This is a genomic window from Algoriphagus limi (genome assembly GCF_024919275.1).
Classification (GTDB): Bacteria; Bacteroidota; Bacteroidia; order Cytophagales; family Cyclobacteriaceae; genus Algoriphagus; species Algoriphagus limi.
Window position 1 is genome coordinate 37,677 of the sequence record NZ_JANWGH010000003.1, and the last position, 24,072, is coordinate 61,748.

Consider the following 24,072-nt stretch of genomic DNA (forward strand, 5'->3'; position numbering starts at 1 on the left):
GAACCATTCATAGGAGATGGTTCCCGTACCGGTTGCGGCGACGCTCAGGTCGGTAACTGATCCGTTTTGGCAGACGGTTTCTCCCACGGGCTGTGAGGTGATTTCTGTTTCCGGGGTTACGGTCAGCTGAACGATATCGGAGTTGACTGATCCGCAGGTTGCACTGGTAGCGGTGGCGAAATAGTAGAAGGTTCCGTCGTTCGAGATATCGGGAGTATGTGTTGCGCCGGTTCCTACGGAGGTTGCTCCGGAGTAAGAGTTTGAGGAGTTGACGAACCATTCATAGGAGATGGTTCCCGTACCGGTTGCGGCGACGCTCAGGTCGGTAACTGATCCGTTTTGGCAGACGGTTTCTCCCACGGGCTGTGAGGTGATTTCTGTTTCCGGGGTTACGGTGATGGTTCCTGTTTCAGTTGTTGTCCCAGCACAACTGCCCCCTGATGCATTAACCTCAAAAGGATATGATCCGGCAGTCCCAGGACCAGGCGCTCCGCTAATGGTTAATGTATTGCCTGACATTGAGTATGTAACACCTGTAGGGAGGCCTATCACTGAAACAGATCCTGAACCTAAGACTTCATAAGTGATATTTACGATATTCTGCTCTTCGCATATTGTCTGGATATCTGTCCCAGCAGCAGAAGTCAAATTTATAGTACAAGCAAAAATCTCCTCAATCCTTAAATTCTCTTTAGGATCAACTTCTTTTTTGATTGTTGTTATCGGCTCAATCTCCTTTTGTTCTTCAGCTTCGAAAAGCTGAATGAAAGGTTTGAGATCAGAGATATTGATTTCTTTGGTTTGGGCATAGAACTTCCAGCTGAAAAATATCAGAACTATAAAAAGTGATACTTTGAGTAAAGTTCTACTCATAGGCCGTTGTTTAGCATTTAAATGCATTTCAGTCGGCTAAAAATGCATTTCAAATTTAACTTTTATCTTTTGGAAAGCCTAATAAATTGAATGAATTTTCTAGTCTTTCCGCTTGATAATCAGTTAAGTTATAAGGTATATATCCCCTTATTATATACTTTATATATCTCAATCTTATATTATTCCAAATTCAAATAATATATGATCAAGTACATTATTTTGTTACTTGACGAATTTTATTTCAATTATTACAGATAAAGGGATTCAAATCTATTTAAAATTTTGTCATATCCAAAAAATCAAGAAAAAAATTGGATATGTATAAGATGGGTATAGAAAAATTTTGGAGGCTTATTTTCGAATGATTCGTATTTGTTGATTTTCATTGTTCCAAAAAATATCTAGGAGGAATAATCCTTCTCCTGCATTTCTTAAATAATCCGAAACTGTTTTTTCCACTTCCATAGTGGAGTACACCAAAAATTCAGTTCCAGTCCCTTGAGAATTATAGATTCTGACTAAAAGAGGAGAGTCATTCAAAGAGTCTTTGTCCCGTAATTGAAGTTGAATACTTTCATTGTTTTTTGATGGGTTGGGATACAAAACCCAAGCACTTTCTCCTCGGGAAGGATTAACAGTAATGCCCCGTATTTCAGTGTAATTTGCAGTACCATCAAAATCTATCTGCTTCAATCTATAAAAAATATTTCCACCTCCAATAGGAAGTTTTTGGTCTATGAATACATATTCTTTTGGACCATCAGAATAACCCACACCGACTACATTGCCGATCTTTTCCCAATTCTTAACCCCATTAATTGATCGCTCTATTTCAAATCCTTGATTTTCCCATTCTTTGGTAGTTGCCCATTGTAACTCAGCTATTCTTAATTGAGAATTAAATTCGGCAGTGAAATAAGCATATTCAACTGGAAGAATACGGGCTGAAAGAATTTTGCAGAGTTCACCCAATTGTATTTCATCTGTCCAGGAAATATTGCCTGAGGTTCCGGGAATTGGAGGGTTAGTATTCTCACAAAGTTCCGATTGATCTCCTGACCAACCTGTAACAACCACTCCACCAGTTCCGATATTCAATACTGCTTCACCCAATTCTAATTTTGAATTCGGTCCTTGGAGATTGATCGTGACTTGTTCTAAGGTGAATATATTTCTTGTATCATCTCTGGAATCAAAGCGGATTTCTCCTCCATCCTCCACGCAGATAGTTACATTTTCTAACTCAGTTATATAAATCAAGTCCAATACGGAACCTGCCCCAACCACTATACAACCATTTGTAATAGTGAATCCAGGCTCATTTCCTTGATTTGGACGATCCAAAGTTAAATCAGCTCCGTTTTGCAAAATGATACCACCTAGATTAAAATCAGATGCTTCCCAAGTATAGGCTACATTCGCACCGGTGAATTTTGCAATCTGTCCCTCTAAAAAATCTCCAGTTCCAGTCCATCGGCTTTCATCCAAGCCTTGGTTGGTTCGATCATTTACAAGGGTTATGGAGGAAGTATAGGTTCTTGGACTTCCGCATTCAGCGCATTGACTATAGGATTTTGTGCTGAATTGAAATAGCACAATGAGAAGCGAAATGAAGATTTTCAGATCGATTTTCTGTTCCAATTTTTAGGCAAAAGGGGTGATTGGGATGGGAGCAGATTAGTACATACAAAAGTTTGAAATTTTTGATACTTTCTGCAAAAAATTAGGGGTGTACTGCATAAAAATAAAAAGACCCTGAAAGTAATGACAATCAGGGTCTATAGCTTTGATTTTTGAATGAATTACCCGTTCATACTGATCAGGAATTCCGCATTGTCCCGGGTTCCTTTCATACGCTGAAGCAGGAACTCCATGGACTCTTGTGCCGTCATATCGCTCATCAATTTGCGAAGGATCCAAACGCGCTGCATCTCTTCTTTGTCCATTAATAGATCTTCTCGACGAGTACCAGAACTCAAGACATCAATAGATGGATAGATTCTTCTGTTTGCAAGTTTACGATCCAATGCCAATTCCATGTTACCGGTTCCCTTGAATTCCTCGAAGATCACTTCATCCATTTTAGAACCAGTTTCAACCAAGGCTGTTGCGATAATGGTCAAAGAGCCGCCATTTTCTACATTTCTCGCAGCTCCGAAGAATCGCTTAGGCTTATGCAAGGCATTGGCATCCACACCACCGGAAAGGATTTTTCCGGAGCTTGGTACGACGGTATTGTGTGCTCTAGCCAATCGGGTGATGGAATCCAACAAAATCACTACATCGTGACCTACTTCTACCATTCGCTTTGCTTTCTCCAAAACGATATTAGCAACCTTCACATGGCGCTCAGCCTGCTCATCAAAAGTAGATGAAATTACTTCTGCTCGTACAGATCGAGCCATATCTGTCACTTCCTCAGGTCGCTCATCGATCAACAAGATCATCAAATGAACCTCTGGATGATTTTGTGTGATGGCATTAGCAATTTGTTGCAAAAGAACTGTCTTACCAGTTTTTGGCTGAGCTACGATCATACCACGTTGTCCCTTTCCGATAGGAGCAAACAAATCCAAAATTCGAGTGGAATACCCATCCGGTTTGGTAGACAAGTTCAATCGCTCCTCAGGGAATAATGGGGTGAGGTATTCAAATGGAACTCGATCCCGAATTTCGTCGGTGGTTTTTCCATTGACTGTCCCGATCTTCAATAAGGCGAAATATTTTTCTCCTTCTTTAGGAGGACGGATAGATCCTTTAATATGGTCTCCCGTTTTCAGGCCAAAAAGTTTGATTTGACTTGGAGATACGTAGATATCATCAGGAGATGCAAGGTAGTTATAATCTAAAGAACGAAGGAATCCATATCCTTCTTGCATGATTTCCAATACCCCTTCATTTTCGATGACTCCGTCAAATTCCCGAGGGCTTACGTAAGTTTTTTTCTTTCCACCTTGAACGGTTTCAGCTGTAGGAGTCAAGATCTCATCTTGAGATTTGAAGTTTTTGCGCTTTGGAAGATCTACTTCAGGTTCGCTTTTCTGTTCAGGAGTGCTTTGTTTGTCTTCCTGAGAAGCTTTTTCCACATTCACTTCCTCAAAAACGCGCTTTCTTGGTCGGAAAGTTTTTGGAGATTCCTCTGCAGTTTCTGCAGCTTTTTTCTCGGGTTTATGCTTAGGCTTTTCAGCTTTTGGCTCTTCCTTCTGTTTGGCTTTTTCTTCTTTAGGAGCTGAATCTTCCGATTTTTCAGTCACGTTCTGTCTTCTGAATTTCGGCTTGTATTCCGCTTCTTCTTGAGGTTTTTCAGCTGCTTTTGGGGCAGGTTTGGATTCTGGTTCTGGAGCTGGTTTTTCTTGGATTTCTGCGAGGGCGGGCTTTTTCTTAGGGAGGGCTTTCTCGGGGGTGATTGCTTGTTGGTCGAGAATTGCGTAGACGAGTTCGTCTTTTTTAAGGGATTTGAAGTTTTTGACGCCCAACTCCTCTGCGATTTCCTTCAGCTCAGACAATAATCTGATTCTGAGTTCTTCTATGTTGTACATAAAGAGATGATAAGTAAATAATAATGTGTGCTAAAATGCTAATTAGGAATCGTAAATGTTTTCGAAGCAAAAAAGAACTGCTGGAAAGTTTCAAGCCAAAGTGGGCTGGCCTGTTCATTTACGGTGTTGATGCAATATTACAGTTATATCGTTGATTTAACAAATATTTATTTTCAGTGAAATAAATTTATTCTTCCATAATCTGTCTAATTACGGTAATGGACTTCCATGGTTGATTATGATCCAATTGCTCTGAAAAGAAGTCCAATAAATAATCCAGTAACTTTCTTCGGATTAGATGAGGTATGCGTGCCTTGCAGGCGAAGGAATTTTCCATCAATTCATGCAAATAAGTCGATACTACGGGTATTTCTTCAGGAGAAAAAGGCAAGGTTCTGCTTTCTTCTAAGAAAATGGAAACTTCCTCTGGTCCAAAACCCAAAAACTTTGCCAACTGAATTAAAAATGCATGCGGATAATGCCGGAGCTCGATATTCGGTAAGTCCAAATGAATCAGAGATTTTTTTATCCAATCAAAAAGCCATTCGTTTTGATAATTTTCATAAATGGACTTGCTAATTGCCTCTGCCACAAAAAGAGCGATGCTTGTTTTTCGAAAATCAAACGGGATCAACTGGTAAGGATGGTTGATTTTTGCTTCAGAAATCCGCTGAAGACCTGCCCCTTCTTTTTCATAGACCACCAAGTCCAACATAGTCATGGGTTGGTACAAGGCGATTTTTGATTTGTTTCCGGCTTTTCGAACGCTGTTTACAATGTAGGATTTAAAGCCTAATTCGCGGGTGAAGATTTTAACGATCACGCTGCTTTCCTGATATCGGATGCAACTGATGACGATTCCTTCTGTCTTCCGAATCATGGTCGCTTATCTTCCAGAAAGCATCTTCGGCATCGGGCTTCGTAACTTTCTTTTTCACCCAAAACCACCTTTTGGCGAGAATCAGAAAGCCGAAGGGAGAAAGCCGCCAAATCTCCGCATTTCATACATATGGCGTGTACCTTGGTGACATATTCAGCAGTCGCCATCAACTTTGGCATGGGGTCAAAGGGCTGTCCTTCAAAATCCATATCCAAGCCAGCTAAAATTACGCGCTTTCCTTGATTGGCTAATTGATTGACCACCGGAACGATGCGGTCATCGAAAAACTGAACCTCGTCGATTCCCACCACATCACAATCACCTGTCAATAGTAAAATGTCTTCTGCAAAATTGACTGGAGTAGATCGAATCGAAGTCTCATTGTGTGATACCACTTCTTCTTCGTGGTAACGCGTGTCTATTTTGGGCTTAAAAATCTCGACCTTCAACTTGGCGATTTTTGCCCGATTTAATCTGCGAATTAATTCCTCGGTTTTTCCGGAAAACATGGACCCACAGATGACTTCAATCTGTCCTTTTCGCTCTGTATTTTTTGTTCCTCTTGGGGATCTTTCTACAAACATACCTCAGTCACTATACTCTAAATGAGGAAATTTATTGATTTCTGCTACTCTAATATGCAATTCACCTGCTGGAAGTTCAGCCTGGCAGCATAACCGCTCATTATCTTTTAATCTACCCTGATTTCTGAAAAAAAGCTCCCGTTCATTCGGAGGGCTAAGATTTTCCATTCCGGAAACCACGATCATTTTGCAACTTGTACAGCGTCCTTTTTTGCCGCAGGCATGCATCCAGTCAATGCCATTTTCATGAATTAATTCAATAACTTTACCCGAAGATTTCTCCGAATCTATGGTACGATTGTAGAGATTTTCTATCACAATTCGGGACATTTGTTCGTTGACTTTTGTAAATCACCAGCTAATGACAACTCAAATTAACAGCAATTATTTAGAAAAATACGCCAAAGATTACGCAGAGATTGTCTGCGATCGCTTTTATCAGAATCGCCAATTTATTACCGGACAGGATATAGTGGGCCTCACTGCATCCGTTCAGGTCAATTTTTTTGTGATACGGAGGCTTTTTGAGCTTTGGCAGCAGGAATTACAAAAGCTAAAGAGTAACCCCTATTTCGATTATCGGGATGTGGCAGTTCACGAGGCTTTGACCCAATTTATGAATGTCCTTTCCCGCCGGATCAAAGTGGAGCGAAATCATCTTCAGCCCTTGGTTGAATTTGCTGTTCAAAAATCTATTGAATTGGCAACAAATCCGGTAGCTTTTTACCAGGCCGAAATAGATAAAGCTCCTTCGCAAAAAATCAATGAGTACCTCGCCGAAAATAAAAGATATTACAAATGGCATCCTCAGGTTATTACTTTTTTGATTGATAAAGCTGGTTTTGGACAGGATCCAATTGCCTACAAAAAAGCGATTGCGGCAAATTATCAAGCAATCAAGGAGCAGTTGGAATCGGTAAATCTACTGTTGGCGACCTTAGGAGAAATTAAAGCCTTTGACCTGGATGCTTATATTGAAAATGCACAAGAGACAGAAGCACCAAAGCCGATAGTTGAGGAAGAAAAACAAGACTCATTCTTTGATCAAATTGAGTCCGAGCCTGCTTCTTCTGAACCAGAGGAAGAGAAGGTTCCTGAAGTGGCACCAGCTCCTGAGGCTCCTCAAGCACAGCCCATTTCTCAATCAAATTTCACAGGAAAATTAGATCCTAATCAAATCAAATCTCGCTTTGCTGCGGAGAGTTACAAGGGAATGAAAGGTTTGATTGGGGAATTGTCAGAAAGTTTGGCAATCAATCAGCGCTTTATGTTCCGTAAGGAATTATTCGAAGGCAATGATGATCTTTTGACCCATGCTTTGAAAACCCTTGACGCTTGTAAATCTTTCGATGAGGCAGTCGAGGTGATCAACGTACGCTATTTGACGGAATTGGGATGGGACGAAAGCTCCGAACCTGTAGAGGAGTTTTTGCACGTGGTTTACAGACGTTTTTCGGATTAACTGATTCGACCTAGTTGCTGAGAACGGGAGGCATCCATTTTTACAAAAATGAAAAGCAACATGGTAAATGACCACAAGGACGATCCTCCATAACTGAAGAAGGGTAGGGGAATTCCAACTACTGGAAAGAGTCCAATGGTCATGGAAATATTGATCATAAAGTGGAAAAATAGGATGGAAACCACGGAATATCCATAAATCCTCGAGAATCGGGTCTTTTGGCGCTCAGCCATAACCACTAGGCGATAAAGCAGGGCCACAAATAGTCCAATCACGATAAAGCTTCCTGCCCATCCAAATTCCTCTCCCAGCGTACAGAATATAAAGTCTGTGTGCTGTTCTGGAACAAAATCAAACTTTGTCTGAGTACCTTGAAGATATCCTTTCCCAAAGAAACCTCCCGATCCAATAGCGATTTTGGATTGGGTTACATTCCAACCTACTCCCAGGGGATCGATGTCTGGATTAAACAATACCATGATTCGGTTTTGTTGATGAGGGGGGAGTTTAGAAACAACCCAGTCAATACTATAGGTGTAGCCAATCATCAACAAAGCAATCGCCGAAAAAGCAATGGTTCGCTTCCAGGAAGTTTTTCCGATTGATATCAGAATCAAGGCGAGAATAGCGATTGCTCCTACGAGATAAAGATTATTTTCAATTCCTAAAGCCAAAAGAGTCAAGGCAATAAATCCTAACCCTAGGATGTAGTATCGTTGAGGTAGCCCTTCACGGTAGAACATGATCAAAAAGGAAAAATAAACCATGGCCGTTCCTGTGTCAGGCTGCAATAAAATCAAGACTATAGGAAGCATTAGGACTCCAAATGCTACTAATTGATTTTTGGTTTTGGCAAGGTCAAATGTCGGTCGCTCCATCACTTTGGCAAGTGCTAGGGCGGTTGCAAATTTGGCAAATTCTCCGGGCTGTATGCGGAAGGAGCCAAATCCAATTGAAAGAACCTGTCCATTGACTTCTTTTCCAAAGACAGGTGTCAATAGAAGAATAAACAGAAAGACCAGATAGATGGGAAGGGCTAGATTTTCAAAAAGGCGATGATCTGCCGCCATGATCAAAATGATCAAGACCACCGAGATCCCAATCCGGACAAGCTGCTGACCGGAATTTATGGACATGTCAAACATGCTTTGAGGAGCCTGACTGTCATACACGGCAGCATAGATATTAAACCACCCGATGATCACCAAGGCAAAATAAATGACCACTACCAGCCAATCTACTCGGTTAATAGGAATATCGGGCTCTCTCATTTAATAGATAAAGTTTCCTGCCAAAACATATTCTTCCAAAGCTGGACGGGTAATCTGCCCTTTGATGTACTTTTCAATCATCAAAGACGCGGTACTTGCAGCGGCTCTACCTCCCCAGCCGGCATTCTCCACATAAACCGCGATGGCAATTTTTGGATCGTCTTTTGGTGCAAAAGCCACAAATACGGAATGGTCTTCTCCATGAGGATTTTGAGCAGTCCCGGTTTTTCCTGCAATCACCAAATCCTCAATAATCGCTCGGTTTGCTGTTCCATAAAGTGCTTCAGCCATGGCATCTTGGATTAGGTCAAAATGCTTGGCATCCACACCCACTTCATGCTTGGTGCGGTATTTGGCAGGGATTCGAGTTGGATCTCCGTCAATTGCTTTGATCAAATGAGGGGTATAGTAATAGCCTTTGTTTGCAAAAATCGCTGCCAAATTTGCCATTTGAAGCGGGGTGACCAATAACTCCCCCTGCCCAATAGAAAGAGAGTAGATGGTGGAATATTTCCATCTTCCTTCTCCATAAATTCTATCATAGAGCTTACTCGAAGGGACATCGCCTCCATATTCACCAATCATATCGACGCCAAGTCGTCCACCCAGTCCAAATTTCAGCACTTTTTCCCGCCAAGAATCGAGACCAATTTCAGTGTCCTTGAATGTATTCGAGGAAACTTCCCGGTTGATCATTCTGCGGAACGCTTGGTGATAATAAGGATTACAAGAGTTTCGAATAGCTCCAAACAAATTCACAGGTGAAGGGTGATTATGACAAGCAACTAATGATTTGTTGCAGGCATAGGTTGTTTCTGGAAAAAGAATTCCTTCCTGAAGTCCGATCAAACTTTGGACAATTTTGAAAGTCGAACCTGGAGGATAGCGAGCCATAATAGGTCTATTTAGGAATGGCTTGCTATTCAAGGAATTTAAAATAGTGTAATTTTTCCCAAAATCTGCTCCAGTTAGATCGTTGGGATCATAAAAGGGAGCGGAAATAAATGCCAAGATTTCCCCGGTTTTTGGTTCAATAGCTACAACAGATCCTGTTTTCCCTTGCATCAAATATTCTCCATAGAGCTGAAGATCCCGATCCAAGGTGGAGGTCAAATTAGTGCCTGCTACCGAAGCGGTGTCATAGGCTCCATTTTTAAAAGGTCCTTTGTCGACTCCGCGTACGTTGACCATCTTGTATTTCACACCTTTTTGGCCTCGGAGCTCATCTTCATAAAATCGCTCCATTCCGCTGAGGCCTACATAATCTCCCTGTTCGTAATAGTCCGTGGTATCTCGCTCCAACTGTTGGCCATTAATCTCTCCGATATATCCCAAAGCATGTGCGGCAATAGGAGTCGGATATGAACGAACCGATCGAGTCGTGATGAATAAGCCCGGATAGTCGATTAAGAAGTCCTGGATTTTGGCAAAATCCGTAGTAGAAATTTGCTTGATCAAAGGAGATGGCTTGACCGAGGAATATTTCCTCGCCGCATTGTAAGCCGTGATTAATTGTTCTTTTTCAATTCCAAAAATGCTGAGAAAGCGAGCGGTGTCTTTGACTGTAAATTCCTTTGGGACAACCATCAAATCAAAAATGGGATTGTTGTAAACCAACAATTCTCCGTTCCGATCATAGATTAGTCCCCGATAAGGATGATCCACCACCCGCTGAATAGCATTTCGTTCAGCTCTTCTCGAAAAACTATCATCGACAACCTGAATCATGAAGAGCTTGGTAAGGAGCACCAAACCCACTAAGAAAATGACAATGATAATGATAAACGGCCTTTGGTCGTTCATAGAATTCCCCTCCTTCTTTTAAAGAACAACGCCTGTACAAGTATAGCCAAAAGCGCAGTCAAAATCGAAGAAAAGAAGCTTTTGTTTAGGATATTTAAGAAGCCTAAAGTCCCCCATTGATCTACGAAGAAAAATATGAGGCAAAAGAAAAAAGTCATAGGTAAAATATAAGTCAAATACCAGCCTGTTCCCATTTCCTGTAAGGTTGGTTCGGTATCTTCATCATAGCCTCCTGTTGGGCTAATTACTCTCAACCATAATGGTCTGATAAAAGCCAAAAAGGTGGTTCCAGCAGCATGAATCCCGCCTGTATCATAGAAAATATCCACGACAAGACCCAATCCAAAACTGATCAGCAATAAAGAAATCGGTGTCGTATTGATAGGAAGATGGAGAATTAGGATGATGTAGAGAAAACAAAGACCCACTCCAAAAAGTGCCAGGTTTTTGAATAAGAAAACCTGAAGTGCAACTAGGATAATTCCCCAAGCCAAATACGAAAGTAGATTCCTAATATTCATCGCTGATTTCGGCTTTTTGGTACAAAGAATCCAACTCGCTTAATTCGGTATTTTCAATCAAGTAAACGTGGTTTAGCTTGCTGAAATCTGCACTGAGCTTGACGGTAATATTCAGATAATTTTGATCCTCGCCCGGAGCAACTTCGCTGATCGTCCCGATTAAGATACCTTCCGGGAAAATGGCATTGAAGCCAGAAGTCACCACTGTGTCTCCTTGGCTTGCCAACACATGTCGGGGCACGTAGAGCATTTTTGCATATTGGGGATCATTCCCATCCCAATTGATGGAGCCAAAGACATCACTGGATTTGATTTTTGAAGAAACTAACAAGCCAGTGTTCAAAAGAGAAATTCCAACAGCATAGTTGTTTGAAACGGTTTTTACACGACCCACCACACCTTCTTGGTTGAATATTCCCATTCCCTCTTTCACTCCTTGGTTACTACCTTGGTTGATCGTAAGGTGATTTTGAGTGAGTCTAAGGGTTTGTCCTACCACCCGCGCACTCTGTACTGTGTAGGAGGCTCTAAAAGCTGAATCCAAACCCTCCTCAGAAAGGCTATCGTAAGGAGTTAGTAAGGTGATTTGCTGAAGCAATTCCGCATTTTGAGAAGCTAGGTCCTGATTTTCTTCCGCTAGATTGAAAAAGCCTACAACATCAGCTTGAGTTTTAAGCATGCTCCCTGTCAATGCCATCGAACTGTTGAAAAAAGCTGCCCCTTGGGGGGAGTTATTTCGGACCACCATCCAAATGGCGATGATTTCTAAAAATACAAATAATAAAAGGGCCCTTAGTCTATAAAGGAATTCTAAAATGCGTAGCATTCAGGCTTTAAGTCATCAATACTGTTCGGAAATTTTGTAGGTTTTTCAAGGCAGTACCAGTTCCTCTAACTACTGCGCGAAGTGGATCCTCAGCAATGTGAATAGGCAACTTCGTTTTTTGATGAAGTCGCTTATCCAATCCTTTCAAAAGAGCTCCACCCCCAGTAAGGTGAATTCCATTGTCATAGATATCCGCTGATAATTCAGGGGGAGCAATTTCAAGAGCCTTCAATACCGCTTCTTCAATTTTGGACACAGACTTATCCAAAGCAAAAGCAATTTCAGAATAGGACACTTTGATGACCTTTGGAATACCTGTCATCAAGTCTCTACCTCGGATTTCATAATCTTCAGGAGCCTCGTCCAATTCAGTCAATGCAGAACCAATTGCGATTTTTACTTTTTCAGCAGAACGCTCTCCGATCAGAAGGTTGTGCTGTCTTCGCATGTAATCCAAAATATCCTTGGTGAAGGTGTCTCCAGCTACTCGGATGGATTGGTCGGCCACAATTCCTGACAAAGCAATCAAAGCGATTTCTGTTGTTCCACCTCCGATATCCACGATCATGGAGCCCATTGGCTTTTCTATGTCGATACCGATTCCAATTGCCGCAGCGATTGGCTCAAAAATCATATATACCTCTTTGGCACCAGCATGCTCAGCTGAGTCACGAACAGCTCTTTTTTCCACTTCGGTAATACCAGAAGGAATACAAATCACCATTCGGTGAGATTGCGGGAACATCCCTTTCTTCTGACCTGGGATCATTTTGATAAGACCACGAATCATCTGCTCAGCCGCGTAGAAGTCGGCAATCACGCCATCCTTCAAAGGACGAATAGTCTTGATGTTTTCGTGTGTCTTTTCGTGCATGTTCATCGCTTCCCTTCCGACAGCCAAAACTCGGTTATTGGTCTTGTCTATCGCAATGATGGAAGGCTCATCCACTACGATTTTATCTTTATGAATAATCAGCGTATTGGCTGTCCCCAGATCGATGGCGATGTCACTTGAAAAAAAATCAAATAATCCCATGTTGTATGCTTGGTGTTTTTATTAAATGCAGATTGGAAAGTTTAACAGCGGTAACAAGTTACGCATTATTAAACGGAGGTCGGCAAAATTATTATCTTCTGTCCATAAAATTGAATCATTGGGGATATTTTTTAGATGAAATTGAAGAATAAAAGTCGCTTTCTCCATAAATCCCTAAAAATGACCTTAAATCTTTCAAAATCATTCCTCTCTCCAATTTTCATAGATAAGAGAAAATTGTTTTTCGATTAAAATTATTTTACCTTTGTGCCGTATTCGGAAGTTTCTAGAGGGGACCACATGTCCCCTCTTTCATTATCGATTCTTATGGAGGATTTAAAGCAAAAATTGATTGAGCTTGTCGAGCGGAATCTCCCTGATGAGGAGCATTTCATGGTTGACCTGCAATTGACCCCCAAAAAGGATCAGTTAAATCTGAATATTTTGATCGATGCCGATCAGGGATTGACAATCGATTCTTGTGCTAAAGTGAGTCGATCGGTTTCTGAGGAAATTGAAACCTTGGATTTGATTGATTCCGCTTATCGGATCGAAGTTTCCTCTCCCGGAGTGGATTTTCCGCTTTCAAGCGTCCGTCAATATCGTAAGAATGTCGGAAGAGAGCTGAAGGTTCTTTTGGCAGATGGCAAAGAGCAAAAAGGAAAGCTAGTGGAAGCCAATGATAATGGTATTCTACTTTCTGTAAAAGTTAAAGAGAAGGGGAAAAAGGCAGTAGAAGTAGAAACGCCCATTTCCTATGTTGAGATAAAAAAATCAGTTGTACAAGTGTCTTTTAAATAAATCAAATGGATGCCAAAGTTTTAATCGAATCCTTCGCGGAATTTGCGAGATCTAAAAATGTGGATCGCCCTACGATGATCCGTATTCTTGAGGATGTGTTCAGAGCCATGATCCGGAAAAAATTTGAAACGGATGAAAACTTTGACGTAACCATCAACGCCGATAAGGGGGATTTGGAGATTTTCCGAATTCGGGAGATTGTAGACGACAACTCAGAGGATATTTGGGATTTCGATAAAATCAGCCTTACTGATGCTCGTAAAATCGAACCTGATTTCGAAATCGGGGAGGAAGTTTATGAGAAAATTGAGCTGGAAGAATTTGGCAGAAGAGCAGTACAAATGGCTCGTCAGACTTTGATCCAAAAGATCAAAGATTTGGAAAAAGATATTCTGTTTAACAAATACGAGGAATTGGTAGGAGAAGTAGTCACTGCTGAAGTTTATCAGATTTTGAGCAGAGAAGTGTTGTTGATTGATGGAGAAGGCAACGAGTTGATCTTACCAAAAGGAGAGCAGATTCCTAAGGATAGGTTTAGAAAAGGGGATACTGTGAAGGCGATTGTTCACAAAGTGGACATGATGAACGGAAACCCTAAAATCATCCTTTCTAGAACTTCACCTGTGTTCTTGGAAAGACTATTCGAAAACGAGGTTCCTGAAGTATATGATGGTTTGATTACCATTGTAAAAATCGTTCGTGAGCCAGGTGAGCGGGCAAAAGTGGCTGTTGAATCCTATGATGATCGCATTGATCCGGTAGGAGCTTGTGTGGGTATGAAAGGATCACGAATTCACGCAATTGTTCGTGAATTGCAGAATGAAAATATAGATGTAATCAATTACACAGAAAACTTGGAGCTGTATGTATCCAGAGCTTTGAGTCCTGCTAAAGTTTCTTCCATTTCTGTAAATGAGGAAACCAAGCGAATTTCAGTGTTCTTGAAGCCAGATCAGGTTTCACTTGCTATCGGAAAAGGTGGTTATAATATCAAATTGGCCAGCAAATTGGTAGGATATGAAATTGATGTCTTCAGAGAGCTTAATGAGAATGAAGAAGAAGACGTGGATTTGGTTGAATTTGCAGATGAAATCGATGCTTGGATCATCGATGAATTGAAGAAAACTGGTTTGGATACAGCCAAATCGGTATTGGCTTTGACCAAGGAGGATTTGGTACGTCGTACGGAACTGGAAGAAGAAACCATTGAGGAAATTTTCCGAATCCTACGTCAAGAATTTGAACAATAATAGACTGAAAGTCTACCTATTACCCAATATTTAAAATAGATTTCGAAAGCGGTTTTTGCGTATGTCAGAAGAAAAAATGATGAGATTAGGCGCTTTAGCTAGGAAGCTCAACGTGGGTACTGCTACCCTTGTAGAGACTTTGGCGAAAAAGGGCCATGAGGTGCAGGATAATCCTAATTCTAAAATCAGCATGGAGCAAGTGGAGCTGCTGAATAAAGAATTCAGGTCCTCAGCTCAAGAAAAAGAAGAAGCTTCACATTTATCAATTGGGAAGCGTCACGAGACAGTTACGCTCGAATCCGAACCTCAGCCTGAGCCCGCTCCAGCTCCCGCTCCGACTCCGGCACCAAAAGAAGAGCCTGCTCCTCCAGCTCCCGCTCCAGAGCCTGTAGCTGAAAAGCCCGCTCCAGCAGAGCCTCAACCTGAAAAGGTGAATATTGAAGGCCCAAAACTGGAAGGTATTAAAGTATTGGGTAAAATTGACCTGACTCCGAAAGGGGATACTAAAAAGCCTAAAAAAGAAGAGCCTGCGGTGAAGAAACCAGAGGCTAAGAAGGCTCCTGAAGCACCTAAAGCTCCTGAAAAACCAAAAGCACAGGAAAAGCAAGTTGAAAAGCCTGCTGCTCCAGCACCTCAGAAGCCTGTGGAAAAAGCTCCTCCGGCACCAGCTCCAAAAGATGAGGTAATCGCTGCAAAAGCGGATAACCTGAAAGGGCTGACCGTTTTAGGTAAAATCGAATTACCAACCGAAAAGAAGAAGAAAGGCGGTCCTGTTGCTTCTTCGGACGAACGTGCTCGTGATAAGAAGCGACCAAGAAAACGTATTGACAAGGGCAATAGGAATAGAGGTCAAGGCCAACAAGGTCAAGGTGATGGACAGAAGGGTGGAAAGAAAGGACAGCCGGCTAGAACGCACAAAGTAGAGCCTACTCAAAAGGAAATCCAAGATCAAATCAAGCAAACGCTTGCCAGATTGCAAGGTGGAAAATCCGGAGGAAAAAAGAGCCGCCGTGATAAGAAAGCCGAGCGAGAGAAGGATACAGCCGAAATGGCACAGGAAGGATCAAAGATTCTAAAAGTTACCGAATTTATTTCGGCAAACGATCTTGCTTCCCTATTGGATGTCTCTGTGAATGAGATCATATCTACCTGTATGTCATTGGGAATGTTCGTTTCCATCAATCAGCGATTGGATGCAGAAGCAATTACCATTATCGCAGATGAGTTTGGCTATGAGGTAGAATTTACCAAAGATATTGAAGAGGAAATTGTAGAGGAAGAAGAGGATAAGCCAGAAGATCTTGTGGAGCGAGCTCCAATTGTCACTATCATGGGACACGTCGATCATGGTAAGACCTCTCTCTTGGACTACATTCGCCGATCAAAGGTAACTGCTGATGAGGCTGGAGGTATCACCCAGCATATCGGGGCCTATGATGTGCGTACCAAAGATGGACATAAGATCGCCTTCTTGGATACGCCGGGTCACGAAGCCTTTACTGCGATGCGTGCACGTGGTGCTAAAATCACTGACGTGGCCATCATTGTGATTGCTGCCGACGATAGCATCATGCCTCAAACCAAAGAAGCTATCAACCACGCTCAAGTAGCGGGTGTTCCGATGATCTTTGCGATCAACAAGGTGGATAAGCCAAACGCCAATCCAAATAAGATCAAAGAGGAATTAGCGAATATGAACTTATTGGTAGAAGAATGGGGTGGTAAATACCAGTCTCAGGATATTTCTGCCAAAACAGGTCAAGGTGTTGATGAGCTTTTGGAAAAAGTTCTTTTGGAAGCTGAAATCCTTGAATTAAAAGCTAATCCTAATAAGAACGCTGTTGGTACTGTAATCGAAGCGTCTTTGGATAAAGGTCGTGGTTATGTAGCAACCGTAATGATTCAAGCAGGAACATTGCACGTTGGTGATGTGATGGTAGCTGGATCTCACTATGGCCGTGTGAAGGCTATGTTTGACCATACCGGTAAAAAACTGAAAGAGGCTGGACCATCTACTCCAATTCAGATATTAGGTTTAAGTGGAGCTCCTCAGGCAGGGGATTCCTTGAAAGTCTATGACAATGAACGGGAGGCCAGAGAAATTGCCAACTCCAGAGAGCAAATTCAACGAGAGCAAAGTCTCCGAACCAAGAAGCATATCACCTTGGATGAAATAGGCAGACGATTGGCAATTGGTAACTTCAAAGAACTCAACATCATCATCAAAGGTGATGTGGATGGTTCTGTGGAAGCCTTATCCGATTCCCTGTTGAAACTTTCTACCGATGAGGTAAAAGTGAGTATCATCCATAAAGGTGTTGGACAGATTTCCGAATCTGATGTATTGCTAGCTTCTGCTTCTGATGCGATCATCTTAGGATTCCAGGTTCGTCCTTCTACCAATGCGAAGAGACTTGCTGAACAGGAAGAAATCGAGATCAGACACTACTCAATCATCTACGATGCGATCAACCAAATCAAGGATGCGATAGAGGGTATGCTTGAGCCGGAATTTGAAGAAGTTATTACGGGTAATATCCAAGTTCGCGAGGTATTCAAAATCTCCAAAGTGGGAACAGTCGCTGGTTCTTATGTGACAGATGGATACATCACTAGAAAGAACAAAATCCGTGTGATTCGAGATGGTATTGTAATCCACGATGGTGAAATCGACCAATTGAAGCGATTCAAGGATGATGTAGCCGAAGTGAAAGCTGGATACGAATGCGGTATTTCTATCAAAAACTTCAACAACATCCAAGTAGATGATACTATTGAAGGTTATGAAATGCGAGAAGTAAAGCGCAAGCTTTAATCAACATAAATTCAACTGAAAAGGAGTAGGGAAACCTGCTCCTTTTTTCTTTAATCAAATGCTGTTTGCACTTCAATTTTTATTCAAGGCGCTTTCAATTCTAAGTTTGCTTTGTCTTTTTTTGGGATTGATCCGTCCCGTTTTGGTGCTTTGGTTTTTGGATAGGATGAATAGGCTAAAGGTGATCCAAGTGTATGGCCTTTTATTCTTGATTTCCGGTCTTTTTTATTGGCTTCTGAATTTTATTTCCAAATAAAAATTCTGACTTTTATCATATTCCGATTGTATTGGTCTTGAAAAAATTAGTCCCTGTACTTTTATTTCTATGTTTTGTGTCGTACCACTTTGGGTACTACCTCTACTATTTTTCCTCTCATTACCAGTTAGAGCAGAGTTGGCAGGATAAAATCTATTCAGAGCAAACTGAAGGCTTGGAAGAGCGATTTCTGGAAATTCCACTTTCGGCTCCCTACATGGCTGATCAGGATGAATACCAATTGACCAATACCCGTTTTGAAAAAGACGGGAAGTATTATCGAGCCATTAAGCAACGTTATCAAAAAGATACGCTTCAAATCATCTATGTGCCTGATACGGCAAGAAGAACTTTAGAATCCACAGTTCAGAAATGGATAAGTTTTTTGACCGAAAATGACTATCCAGGCAAGAGTGAAAATTCAACACAATTGAAGGTTTTCATCAAGGATTATGTGGAAACACCTTCTTTTGAAATTCAGTGGATAGGGGAATCTCCTTATCTACAACATCAAGGGTTTATTTTTTCAACTTACAAGAGTCCTTTTTTTCAATTAACTACCCCACCTCCGCAATTCGCGTAATCAATTTCTTTTTCCGGCATTTTAAAAACTGCTAGGATTTAAATCTAGAGTTGAATTCAACTCTCCAGATCAATTTACCCCATTCTTCAGGTGCGGCAATAGGCTTTTCTTTTAAACAAAGTTAAGTCTTCCTTGCTATGTATTCCTATCTCCTTTCGAGTAAGGTTTGGGGATTTTCTAAAACATTTATTACGCATTTAAATCATGAAAAAAACATATACAGTTATTGTATTGGCTTTAGGTTTCTTGCTTTTGCCATCAATTAGTTGGTCACAAGGATGTGTGGCTATCCGTCAATATTCTGGCTTGGGAAATGCCGTTGGGCAGGGTAATTTTCAAGCCAAAGGGGATTTGAACCTCAGTTTGAATTACCGCTATTTTAAGAGTTTTAGGCATTTTCGAGGCACTCATGAAGAACCAAACCGAGTCGAAGATGGAACAGAAGTGATCAACTGGTCCCATGGAGTAGACTTCAATATCAGTTATGCTTTTTCCAATCGGTTGTATGGAATAATTTCTCTGCCATTTGCCTATAATGAACGATCCTCACTTTATGAGCATGGCAGAACTGAAAGGCATAGCACTTATTCTAAAGGTTTGGCTGACATGCGGATTGGCGCTGGATTTTGGTTGTTTTCAGATGAAAAACCTAGAAAAGGAAATATCGCAATGGGTCTAGGAGTAAAAATCCCAAGTGGAGACGATGCTGCTAGTGATACCTTTTTTAATGTTGGGCCAAATGGAGAATCAGAAATCAGACCGGTAGATCAATCTATTCAGCTTGGAGATGGAGGAGTAGGTTTGATTTTGGATACCCAGGGGATATGGGAACTTTCGCATGGATTCTATTCCTATTTCAGTGGATTTTATATGATCAATCCACGAAACACAAATGGTACTCCTACTTATAGGAGACGCGAAAGTGAAGCAATCATGAGTGTGACTGATCAATATGCATTCCGTAGCGGTTTGTTCTATAGTGTTAAATCCATTCACGGCCTGGGCTTAGTTTTTGGAGGAAGGCTAGAAGGGATCCCGGTAAGAGATTTTGTTGGAGAAAGTGATGGATTTAGAAGGCCAGGCTATGTGATTTCGGTGGAACCCGGGCTAAGTTATATGCTGGGAAATGTGACTGGAACTCTAAATGTTCCTATTGCTTTGGTGAGAAATCGAACTAGAAGTTTGACAGATATTGCAGACTCTACACCAGATAATATCCGACATGGAGATGCGGCTTTTGCAGATTATCTGATCAATTTTTCTTTGGCTTGGAGAATACCAAAGAAAGCTCCGCAAATATTTAATTCTTTGTAGGCGAAAAGGTCAAAGAGCCTTTGCAGGTTCTTTGACCTTACTTTTGATACTTTTCGTAGCCAAGACCATTAGGGAAATTGCCAAGATGAATAGCAAGGCTGCCATGATAGAAAGCACATAGACTTGATCTTGAAAATTTTTCCATGCGAATAATCCAAGGGAAGCCAAAGTCACCGTAAACATGAAAAACATGGGAATGGTAACAAAAAGCGCATTCTTCTTTTTATGGATCATCCAAACAGCAATAGTTAAGAGTGCTAAAGCAGCAAGCAACTGATTAGCAGAGCCGAAAATGGGCCATAAAACAGCAAATTCTCCTGAAGCCAACAAGAGTGCTGAGAAAATCACGACCAATCCAGTTGAAATAAATCGATTTTGAGAAAGCGTCTTTCCTGCTGGAGTTTTGACATCTTCAAAATATTCTTGGACAGTGAATCGCGCCAATCTTGTACACGTATCAAGCGTAGTCAATGCAAAGGCAGAAACGGTTAAGGCTACAAAACTCACTGCAAACTCCTCTGAAATCCCCAAGGTGGAAATCATTCCTCCCAAACCCGTTGAAAAAAGAGCTACAGGGCCTTCTTCGCCAAGACGAGATAGGTATTCTCCTTTTTCCAAAATCACTACCGCACCTACTGATAAGATTGCAAGAAATGATTCGATCAACATGCCCCCAAATCCAACGATTTTGGCATCACTTTCTTTATCAAGTTGCTTGGAAGTAGTGCCCGAGGCTACCAGGGAATGAAAGCCACTAATGGCACCACAGGCTATCGTCACAAATAGGACAGGGAAGATATACCCCAAATTTTCGGTAGCGAGTGTGATTTCACTACTCATTTTGATACTAGGATTGGCGAAGACTACACCCAAGATGGCAGCGATCATCATTCCATAAAGAAGGAAACTATTCAGGTAATCCCTTGGCTGAAGAAGCAGGCTGACAGGAGTGACCGATGCGATGAAAGCATAAGCTAAAAGCAGGAAGATCCAGGCTTTATAATCTAAAGCAAAGGGGATTAGCATGCCCAAGTAAACCGAAAAATACATCAGGACTATCCCAATAACAGAGATTATTAAGAAGGCTTTTTTGCGATTACCAACTAGGCGATTGACAAATCCAAAAACTACTGCAAGGAGAATAAATAAGAAGGAAGCCGAGGCTACACTTGGGTTGGTGATAAAAGTTTTGGCAATAATGTCTGCAAAAACCCCAATTACAAGAATTAATGTTGAGAAGCTAAAGATGACAAACAGCTGTTTTCCCTGAAGTCCGATTTGATTTCGGATAATGACCCCAATTGATTTTCCTTCGGTTCGAAGTGACGCAGCCATACTTCCTAAGTCATGGACTGCCCCAAAAAATATTCCCCCTACCAAAATCCAAAGAACGGCAGGGATCCACCCAAATGTCACGGCGATGATGGGTCCAACAATCGGCCCCGCCCCGGCGATGGAGGCAAAGTGATGGCCCAAAACTACAATAGGTTTGCTAGGTTCATAATCCACTCCATCTCGTAGCGTGTGGGCTGGAGAAGGGTTTTTGTCATTCAATCCAAATTTCCGGTACACGAAATTTCCATAAAACCGGTAGGCTAGAATAAGAATGATTGCCGAAAGGATAAGGATGATGGTGTAGCTCATGGGCTAGGTGATTTTGGGTATTGGCCAAAGTGGCCAGAATGCCTGAAATTAAGAAAATATTTAGGATTTTATGGGTAAAAATGACTGGATAAGCGAGCAGTTTGAATTACATAAAGGGTCATGGCTTGATAAGTTCTGTTTTCATTTCATGGATTTAAGGTCTAAATTTGTTTCTTTAACTTTTCTAACCCAGAAAAAACAGATATGGCGTGGTTTAAACGAACTGATAAAGGGATTAAAACCTCAACCGCTGAGAAAAAGGATGCTCCTGATGGGCTTTGGTTTAAAACCCCAAAAGGAAATATCATTCATACGCGGGAGCTCAAGAATAATTCCTATGTGTGCCCGGATGATGATTATCACGTAAAAATCGGTTCAGCCGAGTATTTTGAAATTCTCTTCGACGATAACAAATTCACCGAGCTGGATGCAAATATGACTTCAGGGGATCCTTTGAAGTTTACTGATACCAAGCCTTACCCTGTTCGGATCAAAAGCAGCATTGAAAAGACGGAATTGAAAGATGCCGTGCGAACTGCCCATGGAAAAATGAACGGGTTGAATATTGTCATTGCTTGTATGGATTTTAATTTCATCGGGGGCTCTATGGGTTCTGTGGTTGGAGAAAAAATTGCCCGAGCGATTGATTACGCACTAAAACACAAAGTTCCATTCTTGATGATTTCCAAATCAGGTGGAGCGCGGATGATGGAAGCTGGATTTTCCTTGATGCAAATGGCAAAGACTTCTGCGAAACTGGCTTTATTGGATCAGGCAGGTATTCCTTATATTTCACTTTTGACAGATCCAACGACCGGCGGAGTTACCGCTTCTTATGCCATGTTGGGCGATTTTAATATTGCCGAGCCTGGTGCTTTGATTGGTTTTGCAGGTCCTCGGGTTATTCGAGAGACAATCGGCAAAGATCTTCCAAAAGGTTTTCAAAGTTCCGAGTTTGTATTGGAACACGGATTTTTGGATTTCATTGTCGACAGACGGCAGTTGAAAAGCAGACTGACAACTTTGTTAAACCTCTTGAACAATTAATCAGTTATGATCTTATAAAAAAGCAAATTCAACCTTCAATTTTATAGGAAGGGTTGAATGCTTTTGATGATTAATAAATATATTTGTGCGCCTGTAAAAAAGGCATTTAATCCATAAGAATAGAAAAACCAAAATTTCATGGGTTCAGTAATTATCACGTCAATCGTAGCATTTACCCTGATCATCTTGTTGCTGGTTTTTATCCTCCTATTTGCTCAGTCCAAACTGGTCAACTCTGGAGATGTGAAAATCGTCATCAACGGAGATGAAGGCAGCCCTATCATCGCTTCAGCGGGTACCAGCTTGCTTTCAACTTTGGGTAATCAGAAGATTTTTCTTCCTTCAGCATGTGGAGGGGGCGGTACTTGTGCGATGTGCAAGTGCGTAGTAGAAGAAGGAGGCGGTGAAGTCCTTCCAACTGAAGTTGGTCACCTTAGTCGAGCAGAGCAGCAAGGAAATGTCCGATTGGCTTGCCAGGTAAAGGTTAAGCAGGATATGAAAATCCGTGTTCCGGAAGAGATTTTCGGAATCAAGAAGTGGGAATGCGAAGTTATTTCCAACTACAACGTTTCTACCTTTATCAAGGAATTTAAGGTGAAACTTCCAGAAGGCGAGACACTCGACTTCGAATCCGGAGGTTATATCCAAATTGACGTTCCACCAATCACGGTTAATTTCAAAGATATCGATATCACTCCACATCCTGAGTTGGGTCACCCAGCAGATGTATACAAGAGTGATTGGGATAAATTTGGATTGTGGGATTTGGTGATGAAAAATGACGAGGAGCTTTTCCGAGCTTACTCCATGGCCAACCACCCAGCTGAAGGTAACATTATCATGTTGACCATCCGTATTGCTACTCCACCATGGGATAGAGCAAATAACAAGTGGATGGATGTAAATCCAGGGGTATGTTCTTCTTACGTATTCTCCAGAAAGCCGGGTGATAAAGTGACTATTTCTGGTCCTTACGGAGAATTCCACATCAACCCAACTCAGCGTGAAATGATCTATATCGGTGGTGGTGCTGGTATGGCTCCATTGAGATCTCATATCTTCCACCTGTTCCACACTGAGAAAACTCATCGTAAGGTTTCTTACTGGTATGGAGGCCGTTCTAAAAAAGAACTATTCTACGTACCTCATTTCCGAGCGATCGAAAAAGACTTCCCGAATTTCAAATTCTACATCGGACTTTCTGAACCACTTCCAGAAGATAATTGGAAGATTAAGAAATCCCTAGATGACGAAGAAGGAGATGGCTATGTAGGATTTATTCACCAGGTATTGTATGACAACTATCTGAAGAATCATCCAGAGCCAGACGAGATCGAATATTACCTATGCGGTCCTCCTTTGATGAACGCAGCTGTACTAAAAATGCTCGATGATCTAGGAATTCCGGATGAAAACATCCGATTCGACGACTTCGGAGGATAAAACAAGAAAGTCTGTCTCGGAAAACGGGACAGACTTTTTTTATTATTGGTAAGCATAAGCCTTTTTAAAGAAGCTGTCTTCGGTGGATACTTCTTTTTGATTATTTTTAAAATCTAACGCACCC

The 24,072-nt window shown here is 41.5% G+C and carries 20 protein-coding genes; 8 read left to right on the top strand and 12 right to left on the bottom strand.

Annotated elements, in window-relative coordinates; translation table 11 throughout:
• The 6 genes from NY014_RS12385 to NY014_RS12410 all read right to left on the bottom strand — a co-directional run.
• The coding region (locus tag NY014_RS12385; RefSeq protein WP_259414908.1) for an immunoglobulin domain-containing protein at window positions 1-873 on the bottom strand (873 nt) is incomplete at its 3' end.
• A gap of 351 nt (window positions 874-1,224) precedes the next feature.
• Window positions 1,225-2,514, bottom strand: coding sequence for a hypothetical protein (locus tag NY014_RS12390; protein WP_259414909.1), 1,290 nt, complete (start codon window positions 2,512-2,514; stop codon window positions 1,225-1,227).
• Window positions 2,515-2,675: 161 nt separating this feature from the next.
• The gene (gene rho, locus NY014_RS12395; protein ID WP_259414910.1) at window positions 2,676-4,412 is read right to left on the bottom strand and encodes a transcription termination factor Rho; all 1,737 of its coding nucleotides are present in this window, start codon (window positions 4,410-4,412) and stop codon (window positions 2,676-2,678) included.
• 187 nt (window positions 4,413-4,599) lie between these two features.
• Window positions 4,600-5,292 (bottom strand): DNA repair protein RecO, encoded by a 693-nt coding sequence (gene recO / locus NY014_RS12400; protein ID WP_259414911.1) that lies wholly within the window; start codon window positions 5,290-5,292, stop codon window positions 4,600-4,602.
• Entirely contained in the window at window positions 5,289-5,876 is a 588-nt protein-coding gene (locus NY014_RS12405; RefSeq protein WP_135076427.1) for a thymidine kinase, read from the bottom strand. The genes recO and NY014_RS12405 overlap by 4 nt, the downstream gene beginning before the upstream one ends.
• 3 nt (window positions 5,877-5,879) lie before the next feature.
• Window positions 5,880-6,206 (bottom strand): 2Fe-2S iron-sulfur cluster-binding protein, encoded by a 327-nt coding sequence (locus tag NY014_RS12410; RefSeq protein ID WP_135076424.1) that lies wholly within the window; start codon window positions 6,204-6,206, stop codon window positions 5,880-5,882.
• 31 nt (window positions 6,207-6,237) lie between these two features.
• Between NY014_RS12410 and NY014_RS12415 the strand changes: the two genes are divergently transcribed.
• Window positions 6,238-7,338 carry a DUF8457 domain-containing protein gene (locus NY014_RS12415; protein ID WP_259414912.1) on the top strand — a complete coding sequence of 367 codons (1,101 nt, stop codon included), beginning with the start codon at window positions 6,238-6,240 and terminating at the stop codon, window positions 7,336-7,338.
• Here the strand turns inward: NY014_RS12415 and rodA are convergent.
• Genes rodA through NY014_RS12440 form a run of 5 tightly spaced genes read right to left on the bottom strand, consistent with a single transcriptional unit; the run spans window position 7,335 to window position 12,795 of the window.
• The gene (rodA, locus tag NY014_RS12420) at window positions 7,335-8,609 is read right to left on the bottom strand and encodes a rod shape-determining protein RodA (RefSeq protein WP_135076418.1); all 1,275 of its coding nucleotides are present in this window, start codon (window positions 8,607-8,609) and stop codon (window positions 7,335-7,337) included. The two genes, NY014_RS12415 and rodA, sit on opposite strands and share 4 nt — an antisense overlap.
• Window positions 8,610-10,412, bottom strand: a complete 1,803-nt coding sequence (gene mrdA / locus NY014_RS12425; protein ID WP_259414913.1) for a penicillin-binding protein 2 — start codon at window positions 10,410-10,412, stop codon at window positions 8,610-8,612.
• Complete coding sequence (locus NY014_RS12430) at window positions 10,409-10,933, bottom strand: rod shape-determining protein MreD (protein WP_259414914.1); 525 nt, start codon at window positions 10,931-10,933, stop codon at window positions 10,409-10,411. The genes mrdA and NY014_RS12430 overlap by 4 nt, the downstream gene beginning before the upstream one ends.
• Complete coding sequence (gene mreC, locus NY014_RS12435; RefSeq protein ID WP_259414915.1) at window positions 10,923-11,759, bottom strand: rod shape-determining protein MreC; 837 nt, start codon at window positions 11,757-11,759, stop codon at window positions 10,923-10,925. The genes NY014_RS12430 and mreC overlap by 11 nt, the downstream gene beginning before the upstream one ends.
• A 7-nt stretch (window positions 11,760-11,766) precedes the next feature.
• On the bottom strand, window positions 11,767-12,795 hold the full coding sequence (locus tag NY014_RS12440; protein WP_135076406.1) for a rod shape-determining protein: 1,029 nt from the start codon (window positions 12,793-12,795) through the stop codon (window positions 11,767-11,769).
• A gap of 327 nt (window positions 12,796-13,122) precedes the next feature.
• On the opposite strand from NY014_RS12440, the gene rimP reads away from it, so the two are divergent.
• From rimP to NY014_RS12465, 5 genes are all read left to right on the top strand, one after another.
• Window positions 13,123-13,596 (top strand): ribosome maturation factor RimP, encoded by a 474-nt coding sequence (rimP, locus tag NY014_RS12445; protein WP_259414916.1) that lies wholly within the window; start codon window positions 13,123-13,125, stop codon window positions 13,594-13,596.
• A 5-nt stretch (window positions 13,597-13,601) separates the two neighbouring features.
• Window positions 13,602-14,846: a transcription termination factor NusA gene (gene nusA, locus NY014_RS12450; protein ID WP_259414917.1), complete on the top strand. Its 1,245-nt coding sequence runs from the start codon at window positions 13,602-13,604 to the stop codon at window positions 14,844-14,846.
• A 61-nt stretch (window positions 14,847-14,907) separates the two neighbouring features.
• A complete protein-coding gene (gene infB / locus NY014_RS12455; protein WP_259414918.1) occupies window positions 14,908-17,661 on the top strand; it encodes a translation initiation factor IF-2 in 2,754 nt (917 codons plus the stop codon).
• Between the two features lie 332 nt (window positions 17,662-17,993).
• Window positions 17,994-18,500 (top strand): hypothetical protein, encoded by a 507-nt coding sequence (locus NY014_RS12460; protein WP_259414919.1) that lies wholly within the window; start codon window positions 17,994-17,996, stop codon window positions 18,498-18,500.
• Window positions 18,501-18,704: 204 nt separating this feature from the next.
• On the top strand, window positions 18,705-19,814 hold the full coding sequence (locus tag NY014_RS12465; RefSeq protein ID WP_259414920.1) for a hypothetical protein: 1,110 nt from the start codon (window positions 18,705-18,707) through the stop codon (window positions 19,812-19,814).
• Window positions 19,815-19,823: 9 nt separating this feature from the next.
• Here NY014_RS12465 and NY014_RS12470 read toward each other — a convergent pair whose 3' ends face one another.
• Window positions 19,824-21,458 carry a carbon starvation CstA family protein gene (locus NY014_RS12470; RefSeq protein WP_259414921.1) on the bottom strand — a complete coding sequence of 545 codons (1,635 nt, stop codon included), beginning with the start codon at window positions 21,456-21,458 and terminating at the stop codon, window positions 19,824-19,826.
• 204 nt (window positions 21,459-21,662) lie between these two features.
• Here NY014_RS12470 and accD point away from each other — a divergent pair, with 204 nt between their 5' ends.
• Entirely contained in the window at window positions 21,663-22,505 is an 843-nt protein-coding gene (gene accD, locus NY014_RS12475; RefSeq protein ID WP_259414922.1) for an acetyl-CoA carboxylase, carboxyltransferase subunit beta, read from the top strand.
• A gap of 138 nt (window positions 22,506-22,643) precedes the next feature.
• Window positions 22,644-23,948 carry an NADH:ubiquinone reductase (Na(+)-transporting) subunit F gene (nqrF, locus tag NY014_RS12480; RefSeq protein ID WP_135076378.1) on the top strand — a complete coding sequence of 435 codons (1,305 nt, stop codon included), beginning with the start codon at window positions 22,644-22,646 and terminating at the stop codon, window positions 23,946-23,948.
• The last annotated feature ends 124 nt before the right edge of the window (window positions 23,949-24,072 follow it).

Bases quoted from the DNA above. Each gene is read 5' to 3' on its own strand.
- recO (WP_259414911.1), bottom strand. From the start codon at position 5,292: ATGATTCGGAAGACAGAAGGAATCGTCATCAGTTGCATCCGATATCAG.
- mreC (WP_259414915.1), bottom strand. From the start codon at position 11,759: ATGCTACGCATTTTAGAATTCCTTTATAGACTAAGGGCCCTTTTATTA.
- rimP (WP_259414916.1), top strand. From the start codon at position 13,123: ATGGAGGATTTAAAGCAAAAATTGATTGAGCTTGTCGAGCGGAATCTC.
- nusA (WP_259414917.1), top strand. From the start codon at position 13,602: ATGGATGCCAAAGTTTTAATCGAATCCTTCGCGGAATTTGCGAGATCT.
- mrdA (WP_259414913.1), bottom strand. From the start codon at position 10,412: ATGAACGACCAAAGGCCGTTTATCATTATCATTGTCATTTTCTTAGTG.
- NY014_RS12440 (WP_135076406.1), bottom strand. From the start codon at position 12,795: ATGGGATTATTTGATTTTTTTTCAAGTGACATCGCCATCGATCTGGGG.
- NY014_RS12470 (WP_259414921.1), bottom strand. From the start codon at position 21,458: ATGAGCTACACCATCATCCTTATCCTTTCGGCAATCATTCTTATTCTA.
- nqrF (WP_135076378.1), top strand. From the start codon at position 22,644: ATGGGTTCAGTAATTATCACGTCAATCGTAGCATTTACCCTGATCATC.
- NY014_RS12405 (WP_135076427.1), bottom strand. From the start codon at position 5,876: ATGTTTGTAGAAAGATCCCCAAGAGGAACAAAAAATACAGAGCGAAAA.
- NY014_RS12415 (WP_259414912.1), top strand. From the start codon at position 6,238: ATGACAACTCAAATTAACAGCAATTATTTAGAAAAATACGCCAAAGAT.
- infB (WP_259414918.1), top strand. From the start codon at position 14,908: ATGTCAGAAGAAAAAATGATGAGATTAGGCGCTTTAGCTAGGAAGCTC.
- NY014_RS12410 (WP_135076424.1), bottom strand. From the start codon at position 6,206: ATGTCCCGAATTGTGATAGAAAATCTCTACAATCGTACCATAGATTCG.
- accD (WP_259414922.1), top strand. From the start codon at position 21,663: ATGGCGTGGTTTAAACGAACTGATAAAGGGATTAAAACCTCAACCGCT.
- NY014_RS12430 (WP_259414914.1), bottom strand. From the start codon at position 10,933: ATGAATATTAGGAATCTACTTTCGTATTTGGCTTGGGGAATTATCCTA.
- rho (WP_259414910.1), bottom strand. From the start codon at position 4,412: ATGTACAACATAGAAGAACTCAGAATCAGATTATTGTCTGAGCTGAAG.
- rodA (WP_135076418.1), bottom strand. From the start codon at position 8,609: ATGAGAGAGCCCGATATTCCTATTAACCGAGTAGATTGGCTGGTAGTG.
- NY014_RS12465 (WP_259414920.1), top strand. From the start codon at position 18,705: ATGAAAAAAACATATACAGTTATTGTATTGGCTTTAGGTTTCTTGCTT.